Annotated in this window: 14 protein-coding genes; 9 read left to right on the forward strand and 5 right to left on the reverse strand. The window is 65.3% G+C overall.

From position 1 onward, the window contains the following. Position 1: 1 nt before the first annotated feature. Entirely contained in the window at positions 2-2,014 is a 2,013-nt protein-coding gene (locus ACVW1B_RS08135; RefSeq protein WP_456780989.1) for a copper amine oxidase, read from the forward strand. Continuing rightward, positions 2,011-2,331 carry a hypothetical protein gene (locus ACVW1B_RS08140; RefSeq protein ID WP_456780988.1) on the forward strand — a complete coding sequence of 107 codons (321 nt, stop codon included), beginning with the start codon at positions 2,011-2,013 and terminating at the stop codon, positions 2,329-2,331. The genes ACVW1B_RS08135 and ACVW1B_RS08140 overlap by 4 nt, the downstream gene beginning before the upstream one ends. Here ACVW1B_RS08140 and ACVW1B_RS08145 read toward each other — a convergent pair. The 3 genes from ACVW1B_RS08145 to ACVW1B_RS08155 form a co-directional block, all read right to left on the reverse strand. Further along, positions 2,317-3,669 carry an aminotransferase class III-fold pyridoxal phosphate-dependent enzyme gene (locus ACVW1B_RS08145; RefSeq protein ID WP_456821470.1) on the reverse strand — a complete coding sequence of 451 codons (1,353 nt, stop codon included), beginning with the start codon at positions 3,667-3,669 and terminating at the stop codon, positions 2,317-2,319. The two genes, ACVW1B_RS08140 and ACVW1B_RS08145, sit on opposite strands and share 15 nt — an antisense overlap. Before the next feature lie 118 nt (positions 3,670-3,787). Further along, complete coding sequence (locus ACVW1B_RS08150) at positions 3,788-4,453, reverse strand: HAD family hydrolase (RefSeq protein ID WP_253609358.1); 666 nt, start codon at positions 4,451-4,453, stop codon at positions 3,788-3,790. Continuing rightward, positions 4,450-5,712, reverse strand: a complete 1,263-nt coding sequence (locus ACVW1B_RS08155; RefSeq protein ID WP_253609357.1) for a Tm-1-like ATP-binding domain-containing protein — start codon at positions 5,710-5,712, stop codon at positions 4,450-4,452. The genes ACVW1B_RS08150 and ACVW1B_RS08155 overlap by 4 nt, the downstream gene beginning before the upstream one ends. 217 nt (positions 5,713-5,929) lie before the next feature. On the opposite strand from ACVW1B_RS08155, the gene ACVW1B_RS08160 reads away from it, so the two are divergent. The 5 genes from ACVW1B_RS08160 (at position 5,930) to ACVW1B_RS08180 (ending at position 10,782) form a co-directional block, all read left to right on the forward strand. Then, positions 5,930-7,414 carry an aldehyde dehydrogenase gene (locus ACVW1B_RS08160; RefSeq protein WP_456821471.1) on the forward strand — a complete coding sequence of 495 codons (1,485 nt, stop codon included), beginning with the start codon at positions 5,930-5,932 and terminating at the stop codon, positions 7,412-7,414. Further along, complete coding sequence (locus ACVW1B_RS08165) at positions 7,411-8,799, forward strand: transaminase (RefSeq protein ID WP_456821472.1); 1,389 nt, start codon at positions 7,411-7,413, stop codon at positions 8,797-8,799. Before ACVW1B_RS08160 ends, ACVW1B_RS08165 begins: the two co-directional genes overlap by 4 nt. Further along, complete coding sequence (locus ACVW1B_RS08170; protein ID WP_456821473.1) at positions 8,799-9,596, forward strand: SDR family oxidoreductase; 798 nt, start codon at positions 8,799-8,801, stop codon at positions 9,594-9,596. The genes ACVW1B_RS08165 and ACVW1B_RS08170 overlap by 1 nt, the downstream gene beginning before the upstream one ends. 53 nt (positions 9,597-9,649) lie before the next feature. Continuing rightward, complete coding sequence (locus ACVW1B_RS08175) at positions 9,650-10,420, forward strand: SDR family NAD(P)-dependent oxidoreductase (protein WP_456821474.1); 771 nt, start codon at positions 9,650-9,652, stop codon at positions 10,418-10,420. Between the two features lie 98 nt (positions 10,421-10,518). Continuing rightward, positions 10,519-10,782 (forward strand): hypothetical protein, encoded by a 264-nt coding sequence (locus tag ACVW1B_RS08180; protein ID WP_076826182.1) that lies wholly within the window; start codon positions 10,519-10,521, stop codon positions 10,780-10,782. Between the two features lie 62 nt (positions 10,783-10,844). Here ACVW1B_RS08180 and ACVW1B_RS08185 read toward each other — a convergent pair whose 3' ends face one another. After that, positions 10,845-11,219, reverse strand: coding sequence for a hypothetical protein (locus ACVW1B_RS08185; protein ID WP_253609352.1), 375 nt, complete (start codon positions 11,217-11,219; stop codon positions 10,845-10,847). Between the two features lie 329 nt (positions 11,220-11,548). Here ACVW1B_RS08185 and ACVW1B_RS08190 point away from each other — a divergent pair, with 329 nt between their 5' ends. Beyond that, positions 11,549-12,133: a DUF3617 family protein gene (locus ACVW1B_RS08190; protein ID WP_253609351.1), complete on the forward strand. Its 585-nt coding sequence runs from the start codon at positions 11,549-11,551 to the stop codon at positions 12,131-12,133. A gap of 266 nt (positions 12,134-12,399) precedes the next feature. Continuing rightward, positions 12,400-12,954, forward strand: a complete 555-nt coding sequence (locus tag ACVW1B_RS08195; protein ID WP_253609350.1) for a DUF3617 domain-containing protein — start codon at positions 12,400-12,402, stop codon at positions 12,952-12,954. Between the two features lie 43 nt (positions 12,955-12,997). On the opposite strand, the gene ACVW1B_RS08200 is transcribed toward ACVW1B_RS08195, so the two are convergent. Beyond that, positions 12,998-13,501 (reverse strand): hypothetical protein, encoded by a 504-nt coding sequence (locus ACVW1B_RS08200; protein WP_253609349.1) that lies wholly within the window; start codon positions 13,499-13,501, stop codon positions 12,998-13,000. Between the last annotated feature and the right edge of the window lie 95 nt (positions 13,502-13,596).

Consider the following 13,596-nt stretch of genomic DNA (forward strand, 5'->3'; position numbering starts at 1 on the left):
AATGGCTCTGATTTTCAGGCATGGCGTGTGGGCAGTGGCCGGTCTGATGGTCGCGACATTGGCGGCGCCGCTGCCGGCGCAGGCCGAGCGGCGGATGTGGCCGCAGGCGGCCGCAACGCACCCGATGGACGGGCTCACCACCGACGAAATCCGCTCGGTCTCCGATATCCTGCGCGGCGCCGGCAAGCTCGACGATTCGGCGCGGGTCGTCTCGATGTCGGTCGAGGAGGATCCCAAGGACGAGGTGCGGGCGTGGAAGCCCGGACAGCCCTTCACGCGCCGGGCCAGCGCGACGCTGCTGAGCGGCGGGCATCTCTACGAGGCGCATGTTGATCTCGCCACGCGAAGCCTGCTCGGCTGGCAGGAAGTCAGGGATCACGAGGCTGCGCTGACCATCGATGAGCTGATCTCCGCCGGCGACCTGCCGAAGCAGGACCCGCGCTGGATCGCCGCGATGGCCAAGCGCGGCATCACCGATTTCCGCAACGTCATGTGTCTGCCGCTGACGGTCGGTCCGGTGAGCGACCCGGTCCTGAAAGGCCGCCGCCTGCTCAACGTTCCCTGTGTCGACACCACGGGCGCCGCCAACAATCTCTGGGGCAAGCCGATCGAGAACCTGTTCGCTCAGGTCGATCTCAAGAGCAAAACGGTGCTGTCGGTGACCGATCTCGGCGTGGTGCCGCCACCGCCGCAGACGCCCTCGCACGCCTATGCCGACTCCGGAACATATCGCAAGCCGCCGAAGCCGATCGAAATCGCCGCGCCTGAAGGCAGCAACGTGAAGGTGGAGGGCGGCCAAGTCCGCTGGGACAACTGGTCGTTCCATGTCCGTCTCGAGCCGCGTGTCGGCGCCGTGCTGTCGCTGATCCGCTACGATGACCACGGCACGCTCCGCGACATCGCCTATCAGATCTCGGCGAGCGAGATGTTCGTGCCTTATATGGATCCGGCGCCGACCTGGTCGTTCCGCGCCTATATGGATATCGGCGAGTACGGCTTTGGCGTGCTCTCCAGTGAATTGCAGCGCGGCGTGGATTGTCCCGAAGGCGCGCATTATCTCGACCTGACGATCTCGGATACCAAGGGCGCGCCGGTCGTTTCCAAGGGCGCGGTCTGCATCTTCGAGCGCCCGACCGGCGATCCGATCTGGCGCCACAGCGAGCTGATCAACAACACCGCCGAGGTGCGGCCGAACAATGAGCTGGTGGTGCGGATGGCGCCGGTGGTCGGCAATTACGACTATCTGGTCGACTACGTGTTCGACCGTGCCGGCAATATCGATGTGCGGCTCGGCGCCTACGGCATCGATGCCACCAAGGGCGTCGCGAGCAAGACACTGAGCGACCCGACGGCCGCGCAGGATACCGCCTTTGGGACGCTGGTCGACGAACGGCTGCTCGCGGTCAATCACGATCACTACATGACGTTCCGGATCGACATGGACGTCGACGGCACCTCGAACCGGCTGGTCGAGGATCGCTTCAATGTCCGCCGCCTGGAGCAGGGTCAGCGCAAGAGCCTCTGGCAGGTCGACACCAGGCCGGTTGCGACCGAAGGTCCGATCACCATGCCGCTGAACGCGGCGCAATTTAGGGTCGAGAGCACGGGCAGGACCAACAGCCGCGGCTACCGCACAAGCTATCAGTTGATGCCCGGCCACTCCGACGTCTCGCTGCTCGCCAAGGACGATCCGATCCAGCTGCGTGCCGGTTTCAGCGCCTACACGCTGTGGACCTCGGCCTACGCCAAGGACGAGCGCTACGCCGCGGGCATGTATCCGAACGGAAACCCCGAGGTCGACGGCCTGCCGAAATGGACGGCGGCCAAGCGGCCGATCGAGGACCGCGACCTCGTGCTGTGGTACACGGTCGGCTTCCGCCACGTGCCGCGCGCCGAGGATTGGCCGGCCATGCCGGGCCTATGGCATGGCTTCCGGCTGCGTCCGTTCAACTTCTTCGATCGCAATCCCGCGCTCGACGTGCCGCCGATGGTGAATGCCAGGGAGACGAAATGAGCGGCCGCATGCATCGCATGGGAGCCGTGGTCGGCGCGCTGTTGGCGTTGCTGGCGACCGGCCCAGCCGCGCGTGGCGCAGCGGCCGAAAACAGCAGCGTTGACGATGCGTCCTTGCTCTATCTGAGCACCAGCGACTGGGAGAGGCAACCGGCGCCGCGCAAGGTCGCGCTCGCGGCCGACTTCATGCGCATCTTCTGCACCGACCAGCGGATGTCAGCCATATCGCTGGCCGATTGCCTTGACCGCGGCAGGGCGGATGGCGCGCTGTTCGAGCGCGCCATGGCTTGTGTGAGTGCGCTATCAGGAAGCCGCTGACAGCCCGGCGTCGATCCCTTCGGCGATCCGCCTCACGTCGGCCGGCGTCAGGATCAGGGGCGGCGACAGGATCAGGTTGTTGCCGGAGACACGCAGCATCACGCCGGCGTCGTAGGCGGCGTCGGCAACCTTCGCCATCGTCTTCTTGTCGGCGGGCTTCCTGCTGTCGCGATCGGCGACCAGTTCGAGTGCGGCCATCAAGCCCTTGCCCCTGACGTCGCCGACCAGCGCGTGCTTCGCCTTGAGCGCCGCAAGCGCCCGCGCAAGGTCCTCGCCGCGCGCGGCGGCATTCTCGTCCAGCTTGAGGCGGCGGGTCTCGGCGAGTGCGGCAAGGCCTGCGGCGCAGCCGACCGGATGGCCGGAATAGGTGTAGCCGTGGCCGATCGAGCCGAACGTGGTCGTGTCGGCCTCGAAGGCTTCCGCGATCTGCTCGCCGATCAGCGTCGCGCCGAGCGGGAAATAGCCCGAGGTGATCGCCTTGGCCATTGTCATCATGTCGGGCTTCACGCCCCAGAGCCGCGAACCCGACCACGCGCCGGTGCGCCCGAAACCGGTGACGACCTCGTCCGCGATCATCAGGATGCCGTGACGGTCGCAGATCTCACGCGCCAGCTTCATGAAGCTGTCCGGCGGCACGATCACGCCGCCGGCCCCCAGCACCGGCTCCATGATGAAGGCGGCGATGGTGTCGGCGCCCTGGAACGCGATCTCCTCCTCCATCGCCGCCGCGCACAGCTGCGCGAGTTTTGCGGGATCGGTCTCGTTGAAGGGATTGCGATAGGTCGACGGCGCGGGGATATGGAACACGCCGGGCAGCATCGGCTCATAGTTGCGACGGAAATTGGCGTTGCCGTTGACGGAGGCACCGCCGAAATGGGTGCCGTGGTAGCCCTTCTTCAGCGCCAGGAACTTGGTGCGGTCAGCCTGGCCCTTGATCTTCCAGTATTGCCGCGCGAGCCGCAGCGCGGTCTCGACCGAGTCCGAGCCGCCCGAAGTGAAGAAGGCGCGCACCATGCCTTCCGGCTTGAACCATTCGGTGAGCTCGTAGGCGAGCTCGATCGAGGGGCCGGATGAGGTGCCGCGAAAGCCGGAATAATACGGCAGCGCGCTGAGCTGGTCCGCAATCGCCTGCTTGATCGGATCGCAGCTGTAGCCGAGATTGACATTCCACAATCCGCCGACCGCATCGATCACGGTCTTGCCATCGATGTCGGTGACTTCAACACCTTCGCCTTTCATCACGATCCGCGGCGGCTGCGCCCGCATCTCGGCGGGATGGGCCATCGGGTGCCAGATCGGCTTGGCGTTGTTCTCAACCAGGAAGTTTCTGTCGCGCATGATCGTTCCCTGTCCGGCCGGAGCCTTTTCCGTTCCGATGGAATCGGGACGGGGCTCCAGATTCCAGTTTTGATGCGCTTTCTTCACGCGAACCGGTACCACTTCGCTCGAAAGCGCTTTAGTCGAATTGCAGCCCGAAATGCCGCAGCGCCTCGCTGTAGGACGCGGCAGGATTGCGCACATCGAACAGCACCGTGCGCATGTTGCACGCGGCGGCGCCTGCGATGTTGCGGCGCTGGTCGTCGACGAAGACGCAATTGTCTGCCTCCAGTGCCAGTTCGTCCAGCACGCTTTGATAGGCGCGGGGGTCGGGCTTCAGGATCCCGGTATGCGTGGCATCGACGATGGTGTCGAAGCGCTTGAGGATGGAGAGACGGCTGCGGAAATCGGTGCCGTAGAACAGGTCGAGCTCGTTGGAGAGGATGGCGAGCCGGAACCCGGCATCGGCGGCGAGGGTGATCGCGCGCGCTGCCTCGGGGCGGATCACGGTGTCGGGATCGGCGCCGCGCGCGCGTTTCACGAAGGTCTCCATGTCGCGCCAGTCCTCGCCGACCAGGCGCCCGACCTCGCGGCTGCGGATGAGCCAGTAGTCGCGTTCCGAAATCTCGCCACGCTGCATGCTCGTCCAGAGCGGATCGCTGTCGGGTGCGAACGGTCCGAGCCATTTCAGCGTGCACGGGGCGAGCCCGAGCGCGCGCTCGGTCAGGTCATGGGTCTCGAACAATGTCTTCGAGATCACCCCGCCGAAGTCGAGCACCAGCGCCTGGGTACGCGGCCTCCTCATGCGGCAACCGTGGTGCGGCCGCGAGGGACAATGCCGGCAGCGACCCATCGGTCGAAGATGCCGAGCACCGTTTCGTTGAATGCGGCGCTGTTGATGTGATCCTTGATCTCGTGCAGCTCGACCGGCGCCTTGATCGCCGATCGCATGGCGTCGACGAAGGCGGCGAGGGCGTCGGGATCGTGCAAGGCTTCGCCTTCGCGATCCCATTGCTGGATGCCGCCGGCGGGCAGCACGAAGGCAACGGGAGCGTTGGCCTGGGACAGTTTTTCAGCGATCGCGCGGGCGATCCGTTGGCGATCGGTGGATCCCGACGTCGCCGATGCAAGCAGCCGGTTATGCGCGTGGAACGGGCGATCCGACAGCTCGTTCGGAACCCCAAGCCATGCCGGGAAGTCGACCATGTCGATCGCCCCGGGCGCGACGATCTGCGGAATGCCGGCTCTGCCCGCATTCTCCAGCCTGTCGGCGCCGGAATTGACCACCGAGCCGGTGAGCTGGTTGGCGACCTCCTGCAGGCTGAGGTCCAGCACCGCGGCAAAGCCGCCTTGCGTGGCGATCGACTCCATCGCGCGGCCGCCCATGCCGGTGGTGTGGAAGACGACCACCTCGTAGCCGCGCCGTTCGAGCTGCGGCTTGAGCTCGACCATGTAGCGCAGGCAGCTCTTGCCGAGCGAGGTGATCGCAACGACCGGCCGGTCCTTGCGCGGCCTGATTGCGCTTCTGGCGGCGCCGACGATCGCGCCGCAGGCCTGCGACAGCACGGCGGTGCAGGTGCCGTTGAGGCCGTAGAGGCCGCCGGCCCACAGGATCATCATCAGATCGGCGGCGACGCGCTCGGGCGGGATCAGATGCGAGAAGGCGACGGTCGAGACGATCAGCTTCGGCAGGCCGAGCGGCAGCGCCTGCGCGACGTCGAGCGCAAGGTCGGTGCCCATCGTGCCGCCGATCGCGATCACCCCGTCGATGGCATCGCGCTCCGCGAGCGCGCGCGCCAGATTGGCGGCGCCAACTGCCATCAGTGACATCGCGGAATTCTCGTCGCCGCTCGATGCGATCGCCTCGATCGTGGTTTGTGCGGCGGCCGCCACCGCGTGCTTGTCATGTGCCGCCTGGTACGGCGGATCCCCGAGCACGCTGATGTCCATCATGATGGTTCGTCCACCGGCGCGCGCGATGCACTCGCTCATGAACAGCAGTTCGTCGGCCTTGGTGTCTCCCGTTCCGATCAGGAGAATGCGGGGCTGCGTCATCTCAGGCATGACCTTCGGCTCGCCGGCAGGCGTAAGGGATGGTGACAACCGGTTTGCATAACGCAGGCGGAGCGCTCGGCCATCGTGCGATCACGCTATGGGGACGCGCCTTGCCGTGACATCCACCTATCGGTTGATTGCTGCCAAAGCCTTGATTTGGCGAGGATTGCGCCGTGCCAGCGGTCTCGCTTGGAAGCCGCTTTTGTCATCGTCACAATTATCTCGCATGCAGCAAGCCCAGATCGATCGACTACGCGCGGCCGTCATTCCGGCCCAGCAGCTCTTCATCGGCGGCCGGCCGACACCGGCGATCAGAGAGGCACGGCTTGATGTCGTGTCGCCGATCGACGGCCAGGTATTGACCAGCATCGCTGACGGCGATGCGGCCGATGTCGACGCCGCGGTAAGACACGCGCGGCAGGCCTTCGAGCAGGGCAGCTGGTCGCGCGCGGCGCCGGCGCAGCGCAAGAAGGTGTTGCTGCGGTTCGCCGATCTCATCGAGCGGCACGCGCTCGAGATTGCGGTGCTCGGCGTGCGCGACAACGGCACCGAGATCAGTATGGCCTACAAGGCCGAGCCGCTCTCGGCCGCCGGCACCATCCGTTACTACGCCGAGGCGATCGACAAGGTCTATGGCGAGATCGCGCCGACCTCAGGCGATGTGCTCGGGCTCGTGCATCGCGAGCCGCTTGGCGTCGTCGGCGTGATCGTGCCGTGGAATTTCCCGCTGATGATCGGAGCGTGGAAGATCGGCCCGGCGCTCGCCGCCGGAAATTCGGTCGTGGTCAAGCCGCCGGAGCTTGCCTCGCTGACGCTGCTGCGGCTTGCCGAGCTCGCGACCGAGGCGGGGTTGCCCGACGGCGTGCTCAACGTCGTCACCGGCCGCGGCGCATCGGCCGGCGAAGCGCTCGCGCTGCACATGGATGTCGATGTGCTCGCCTTCACCGGCTCGGGTGCGGTGGGCCGGCGTCTCCTGGAATGCTCGGCGCGATCGAACCTGAAGCGCGTCCATCTCGAGCTTGGCGGCAAGTCGCCCAACATCGTGTTCGCCGACGCGCCCGACATCAAGCATGCGGCCAAGGTCTCCGCGAACGGCATCTTCCGAAACTCCGGGCAGGTCTGCGTGGCTGGATCGCGGCTCTTGGTGCAGTCCTCGATCTATGATCGCTTCATGGCCGAGCTGCTCGACGCCACCACAAAACTAAGGGTCGGCGATCCCCTCGAACTGAGCTCTGATATCGGCGCCATTTCGAGCAAGCCGCAGTTGCGCAAGAACCTGGATGCCGTTGCCCATGCGGAAGCGGAGGGCGCGAAGCGACTGATCGGCGGCGAGCAGGTCCGTGTCGAGAGCGGCGGCAACTTCATGGCGCCCGCGATCCTCACCGACGTGACGCCGTCGATGCAGGTCTGGCGCGAGGAAGTGTTCGGCCCGGTGCTGGCAGTGACGCGGTTCGAGGGCGAGGAAGATGCCACAGCGCTCGCCAATGCGACCCCCTATGGACTTGCGTCGGCGGTGTGGACCGCAAGTCTGTCGACGGCGCATCGCATGGTGCGCGCCATCAAGGCCGGCGTCGTGCACGTCAACGCCTATGGCGGCGCCGACATCACGGTGCCGCTCGGCGGCTTCAAGCAATCCGGCTTCGGACGCGACAAGTCGCTGCACGCGCTCGATGCCTATACCGACCTCAAGACCGCCGGGATCGCGCTATGACAGCTGCAACTGCCGAACGCGCCGGCGTTCTGAACCGATTGCTCGATGCCGAGCAGGACCGCTTTCGCGCGCTGCACCCGCGATCGGCGGCGGCCTGGCAGGACGGAAGGCGGCACTACCTTTACGGCGGCCCGTCGCACTGGATGCGGCGCTGGGCCGGCGGCTTCCCGGTTTATGCCGAGCAGGCGCAGGGCGCGCATATCAGGGATATCGACGGACGCGACTACATCGATTTCTGCCTTGGCGACACCGGCGGCATGTGTGGGCACGCGCCCGAGGCGGTGACCGAGGCCGCGCTCGCTCAGCTCAAGCGTGGCGCGACCATGATGCTGCCGACGGAGGACAGTATCTGGGTCGGCGCCGAGCTGTCGCGCCGCTTCGGCCCGAAATACTGGACGCTGACGACGTCGGCGACCGACGCCAACCGTGCCGCGATCCGCATCTCGCGCATGATCACCGGCCGGCGAAAGGTGCTGGTGTTCTCCGGCTGCTATCATGGCGGCGTCGAGGAGGCGCATGTCGAGATCCGCGACGGCCGGGTCGGCCTGCGTAACATGATCCATCCCAACGGCATCGATCATGATGCGGTGAGCAGGGTCGTCGAGTTCAACGATGTCGCGGGCCTCGAGGCGGCGCTTGCGCATGGCGACGTCGCCTGCGTGCTGACCGAGCCGCTGATGACGAATTTCGGCATGATCCCGGTCGATCCCGGTTTTCACCAGGCTTTGCGGGAGCTGACCCGGCGCGCCGGCTCCGTCCTCATCATCGACGAGACCCACACGCTGTCCTGCGGACCGGGCGGCTATACGGAGAGCCATGGGCTCGAGCCCGACATTTTCGTCGCGGGCAAGGCGATCGCGGGCGGCATCCCTGCCGGTGTGTTCGGTCTCAGCCAGGAGATCGCCGAGCGGCTCTGGAAACTTGTTGCCCACGTCAATCCGCGCGAGCGGCAATCGGCGCATCTCGGCTTCGGCGGCACGCTCGCCGGCAACGCGCTGACGGTCGCGACCATGCGCGCGGTGCTGGAGAAGGTGCTGACCTCTGCGAATTACGAGCGAATGATCGGAACCGCGACCTTGCTCGCGCAGGAAGCGCGCCGCCTGATCGCGGCGGCTGGTCTGCCCTGGCACGTGACGCAGATCGGCGCGCGCGCCGAGATCATGTTCATGCCGCAGCCGCCACGCAGCGGCGCCGACGTCATTGCGGGCCGGCAACCCGATCTCGAGACCCTGCTGCATGCCTTCTACATCAATGAGGGCATTCTGGTGACCCCGTTCCACACCATGCTGCTGATGTGTCCGGCGACCTCCGCGCGCGACGTCGACAAGCACACGAGGGTGTTGGCGCAGTTCATCAATTTGCTTCGCGGCGCGGGAGCGATTTGATGCAGGCCCCTCCGTTCAATCTTGACGGTCGCATCGCCATCGTCACCGGCGGCGGCAGGGGGATCGGCGCCGCCATCGTGAGAAGGTTCGCGCAGGTGGGCGCGACCGTGGTGATCGCCAACCGGACTCTTGATGTGGCCGAGGCGTTGGCACGCGAACTCGTGGCCGATGGACGCGCGGCGCATTGCGTTCCGTTCGACCGCCTGGACCGCAGTAGCTTGCGCGCGATGGTCGATCGCGTCGCTGCTCAATATGGCCGGCTCGATATCGTCGTGCACAATGCCGGCGGCTGTCCGTGGTCATCGCTTGAAGAGCTTGATGAAGCCAAGCTTGAGGACACGCTGGCGCTGAACCTCAACGCCAGCATCTGGCTCGCGCAGGCCGCAATTCCGCACATGCGTGCCGTCAGGTTCGGGCGCATCCTCGTGACGTCCTCGGTCTCCGCGCGCGTCGCGATGGGCGGCGGCGCGCATTACTCGGCGGCGAAAGCCGGCGTGAACGCATTCATCCGCGGCGCCGCCTTCGAACTCGCGCGCGACGGCATCACGGTCAACGGCGTCGAGGCCGGCTTCATCGAAAAGCCGGGCCGCGGCACCATGAGCGCGCCGGAGAACAAGGCGAAGCTCGAGCGCTTCATTCCGATGGGGCACATGGGTAGCGCCGACGACATCGCCTGCGCGATGCTCTATCTCGCCTCCACCGAGGCCAAATACGTCACCGGGCAGACCATCGTCGTCGACGGCGGCTCGACGTTGCCGGAGACCGGATTTGCCGTCGAACGGCAGTGGGGAGTCTAGATGAGCATGGTCTTTTCGGAAAACCGGTTTCCACTTTTCCGGATCATGCCCTGATGCCGCGGCTCGACGGAAAGACGGCGCTGGTGACCGGCGCAGCCACGGGGATCGGCCGGGCGACGGCGGCGCGGCTGGCGTTGAGCGGCGCGCGCGTCGTGCTGTTCGGCCTCGGCAACGCCGAGCTTCAGGCCGCAGCAGTGGAGTGCGGCGGGCAGGCGGTCCATGGTGACGTCACCCGGCCGGACGACATCGCAAAGGCCGTCACCGCCTGCGGCGCGTGGCTCGACGTCGTCGTCAACGCCGCCGGCCTGATCGTGCCGGATCAGCCGGCCAGCGTCTCCGACGAGGTCTGGGCCAAAACGCTCGACGTCAACCTCACGGGGACGATGCGCGTCTGTCGCGCGTCCCTGCCGCTGCTCCGGCAGCGCGGCGGGGCGATCGTGAACGTCGCCTCGGTTGCCGCGTTCAATGCCAGCCCGGACAGCGCAAGCTACGCCGCCAGCAAGGCTGCCGTCGTCGCCTATACGCGCTCGCTGGCCTATGCGCACGGCGCCGACGGCATCCGCGCCAATGCGGTGGCACCGGGCTGGGTGCGCACGCCGATGAGCGCCCATGAAATGCAGCTGCTCGCGGACCAGAACGGCACCACCGTCGATGCCGAGATTCGCGGCGTCGAACGACGCATTGCCCTGGGACGGATGGCCGAGCCCGCCGAGATCGCCGCGTGCTGCCTGTTCCTGGCCTCCGACGAGGCGTCCTTCGTGACCGGCGCGGTGCTGGTCGCCGATGGCGGCGGCCGGGCGCCGACGCAGAATCGCGCGGTGTAGGCGGCCGGTTGACGTCTCGGGGCAGGCGGCCGGCACCTTGATAACGACCGGCGGATTTGGCACTCTCGTGCGGTCACGTCATTCCATCGAGGGGCGTTATGAACAAGTCATTTTCTGTGATCATTGCCGCGGCCGCTTCAATCGTCGTTCTGTCTTCGACGGCGGCGCGATGCGGCGACTACTATCCGTTTGGCGATCCGCCGTACCGGCTGGACTACGTGCAAGAGCCCCAGATCGTATCGGGCTGCTGGAAATGGAATTGGCAGCTGTACCAGTGGCAGGACTACTGCCCGGTCTACGTCAATCCGAAGGCGTATATGTTCTCGCGCTCGTCGCGCGTCGTGCTCCGCACCAAGGGGTGAGGAGAGTTCGGCTGCTTGAGGTGCTCTGCGTCACGCCGATTGCAGCGACGCAGAGCGCGCACTCATGAATGCGCGATGGTGCACGCCACCTGGTGGCGCTTGCCGAAGTTGAGCAGCGCGTTTTCCCGGAAGCCGTCCAGCCAGACGCCGCGGCCCGCATAGCGATAGCCGACGCCCATCGGAACGTGCCGCACATGGACGCCGCCACGGCCGGTGAGCAGGGAGGCCGTGACCACTTCGCCCTCGACCGACACGGCGCGCGGGCACAGCGGATATTGATGGCCGTTCTCGCAGGTGAAGACAATCTCGGTGCAGGTGCCGACCGGTGCTTTTGTGACCAGGCCAAGGTCCGCTGCCGCCGCCGGCCCGGAGTTGCCGAACAACGTTGCACCCAACGCCAAAATGCCTGCGACCGTGTAGCCAAACCGAATACGCATCAGTGCCCCCTCGTCCAGCGATAGGCTAAGTAATTGAAGAAAATATCTCGCGCTAAATGAGCAAAAAAAACCTCCAAGGTCAAACCTCTCTGCCCAATGTGGTGCGGGGGAGATCGGCCGGCGCCATCGCGAATGGCGTGTCAGGTGTTGCAAGTTTGCTGCAGTAAGTCTGAATTCGGCCGCAAGCTGCCCGGTAGCGTTAATGCACCTTTACTGGCCACAATTCGCCCTGCAAGTGGTGTGATGTATTGAGTCGTGTTCCGGAGATTGCTTCAATGCGCTGACCGGATCGCATCACGAACGCATTCGGACGGACATCGGGGGTGGGAATGGACTTCCGTGGTGGCATTGCACGTTCGCTACTGACCCTGATGATTGTCTCATTGCCTGCGCTGGCAGCTCATGCGCAGACTCAGGCTCCTCAACCGGCGAACGGCCGGGCAGCGGCGGCGCAGCCGGCTCAGGGCGATCAAGCCTTTTCTGGCCCGAGCTTCCGCAAAGGTCTGTGGCGCTTCGTGCGAACGCTCGATGTGGTCAGGACCGCCAACAAGAACTTCAAGTATCGGGTGGTCAACGCGGAGACGACGCGCTGCGTCGACCCGACCCACGCCATGAAGGCGACCTTTGCCTCGGGATCGATCGGAAGCTGCGTCTCGGACAAGCCGGAGAAGGTCGGTAATCAATACACCTTCGGACACCGCTGCGATTACATGGGGACGGTCAGCACCGTCATCACCGTGCGCAGCGACGAGGCCTATACCGAGCTGAACGAGATCAGCACCGGAGAGCATCCCCGGACCGACACGGTCGTCGCGACAAGGATCGGCGACTGCGACGACGGTAGCGCGGCCAAGATTGAGGCCAAGTCCGAGGCCAAGACTGACAAGTCCGCTGCGGCGGCTTTGCAGCATTAGCTGGCAATCAAACGGCAGTGGCGGCGGACGAGGCGTCCATTCGTCCCCGACGACGCAGACGCTGCGCTTCCTTTCGCGCCGAAGCTGCCCCGGCCTGAAGCAACCGGGCATTCACCGTGTTTGGCGCAAGAGCTCGTGAGAACTTCGAGCAAAGGCCAAGCATTTACGGGGTCTTAACACGAAATGCTCCTGAATGATGTGAGGTTGGACGTGCTTCAAGCGAAGTCACGCGATCCGCGTCAATCGGCCGGTTAGGGATTCAATAAATGACATCGCGTGAGGGCTTCGCCCCGTCGAAGATCTTCGCATCCGCGCTTGGCGTCGTGACCGCGCTTTCCGTGTTCGTGCTCGCCTCCCCGAGCGCCCTGGCGGAGGAAGGATTCAGCGGACCGACCTTCCGAAAGGGGATGTGGCGCTTCGTGCGGACGCTGGAAATCGCCTCGTCCTCGAACGTCCGGCAAACGCTGCTCGAGCGCGAAATGACGCGCTGTGTCGATCCGACCCAGGCGATGAAGGCGACCTTCTCATCTCCGTCCGTTGGAAATTGCCACTCTTCGCGGCCGGAAAAGATCAACAACAAATACGTCTTCTCCAACCGCTGCGACTATCTCGGGCCGGTCAGCACCGTCATCACGGTTCTCAGCGACGAGGCCTATACCGAGGTCAACAAGACCAATGTTGGTCAGGCGCCGCGGACCGACCGGGTGGTTGCCCGCCGAATCAGCGATTGCCACGAGGATAGAGCTTCGCTCAGCCAGCCGGCCTCCGCACCGAGCGAGGTGTCGTTGCAGCAGGACGAAGCCGAGGGCGAGCCGCTGTAAGGCGATTGGTCGGCGCGCGGGCCTCAGGCCGCCCGCAACACCATCAGATCTTCTGCTGCCCGCCTGGTGCACTCACCTTGACGGTGATCTTCTGAATTTCGGTTCGACCGCCCTGATATTTGACCTCAATAGTCAAGGCGTCGTCGCCGAGAAATTCCGGTGGCGCCTTGTAGAAGGCGACATAGGCTGGCACCTCGAGCGCCAGGCAGGCCTTGTAATTGGTGGCCTTCGCCTTCGCCGACTTCACCACAACCTTTCCGGCAGCCGGCGCGGTGACCAGGCGGATGGTCGGCAGCGGCCCCGACGTGCAATCAGGTAACACGTTGAGATAGAGGCCAATCTGGGTGTCCCGGTTGGCCAGGGCGCGAACCTGGCGCTCCACCGTGGTCTCCTGGGGGACAGGTTGTGCAGGGGCTTGCGCGGCGGCCGCGCCGAAACAGCCCCAAATCAAGACAGCGGCGCACGCCTGAAGAATCACACGCATCGACTGCTGCTCCAAATCGCCGGGAAGGACGAACGGGGCCGGGGAAATACTGCCTTTGGCCAAGTTAATCCCGCTAAGCCGTTGTTCTTTCTGCTTCGACCTGTCCGATCTTTACCACACTTCGACGGAAAGCATTGATTAACCAAATACATTTCTTG

It is taken from the genome of Bradyrhizobium sp. USDA 4502, assembly GCF_054063355.1.

What these genes read in the sequence shown, in the direction of transcription:
- ACVW1B_RS08135 (WP_456780989.1), top strand. Translation starts at nt 2, where the DNA reads ATGGCTCTGATTTTCAGGCATGGCGTGTGGGCAGTGGCCGGTCTGATG.
- ACVW1B_RS08140 (WP_456780988.1), top strand. Translation starts at nt 2,011, where the DNA reads ATGAGCGGCCGCATGCATCGCATGGGAGCCGTGGTCGGCGCGCTGTTG.
- ACVW1B_RS08145 (WP_456821470.1), bottom strand. Translation starts at nt 3,669, where the DNA reads ATGCGCGACAGAAACTTCCTGGTTGAGAACAACGCCAAGCCGATCTGG.
- ACVW1B_RS08150 (WP_253609358.1), bottom strand. Translation starts at nt 4,453, where the DNA reads ATGAGGAGGCCGCGTACCCAGGCGCTGGTGCTCGACTTCGGCGGGGTG.
- ACVW1B_RS08155 (WP_253609357.1), bottom strand. Translation starts at nt 5,712, where the DNA reads ATGCCTGAGATGACGCAGCCCCGCATTCTCCTGATCGGAACGGGAGAC.
- ACVW1B_RS08160 (WP_456821471.1), top strand. Translation starts at nt 5,930, where the DNA reads ATGCAGCAAGCCCAGATCGATCGACTACGCGCGGCCGTCATTCCGGCC.
- ACVW1B_RS08165 (WP_456821472.1), top strand. Translation starts at nt 7,411, where the DNA reads ATGACAGCTGCAACTGCCGAACGCGCCGGCGTTCTGAACCGATTGCTC.
- ACVW1B_RS08170 (WP_456821473.1), top strand. Translation starts at nt 8,799, where the DNA reads ATGCAGGCCCCTCCGTTCAATCTTGACGGTCGCATCGCCATCGTCACC.
- ACVW1B_RS08175 (WP_456821474.1), top strand. Translation starts at nt 9,650, where the DNA reads ATGCCGCGGCTCGACGGAAAGACGGCGCTGGTGACCGGCGCAGCCACG.
- ACVW1B_RS08180 (WP_076826182.1), top strand. Translation starts at nt 10,519, where the DNA reads ATGAACAAGTCATTTTCTGTGATCATTGCCGCGGCCGCTTCAATCGTC.
- ACVW1B_RS08185 (WP_253609352.1), bottom strand. Translation starts at nt 11,219, where the DNA reads ATGCGTATTCGGTTTGGCTACACGGTCGCAGGCATTTTGGCGTTGGGT.
- ACVW1B_RS08190 (WP_253609351.1), top strand. Translation starts at nt 11,549, where the DNA reads ATGGACTTCCGTGGTGGCATTGCACGTTCGCTACTGACCCTGATGATT.
- ACVW1B_RS08195 (WP_253609350.1), top strand. Translation starts at nt 12,400, where the DNA reads ATGACATCGCGTGAGGGCTTCGCCCCGTCGAAGATCTTCGCATCCGCG.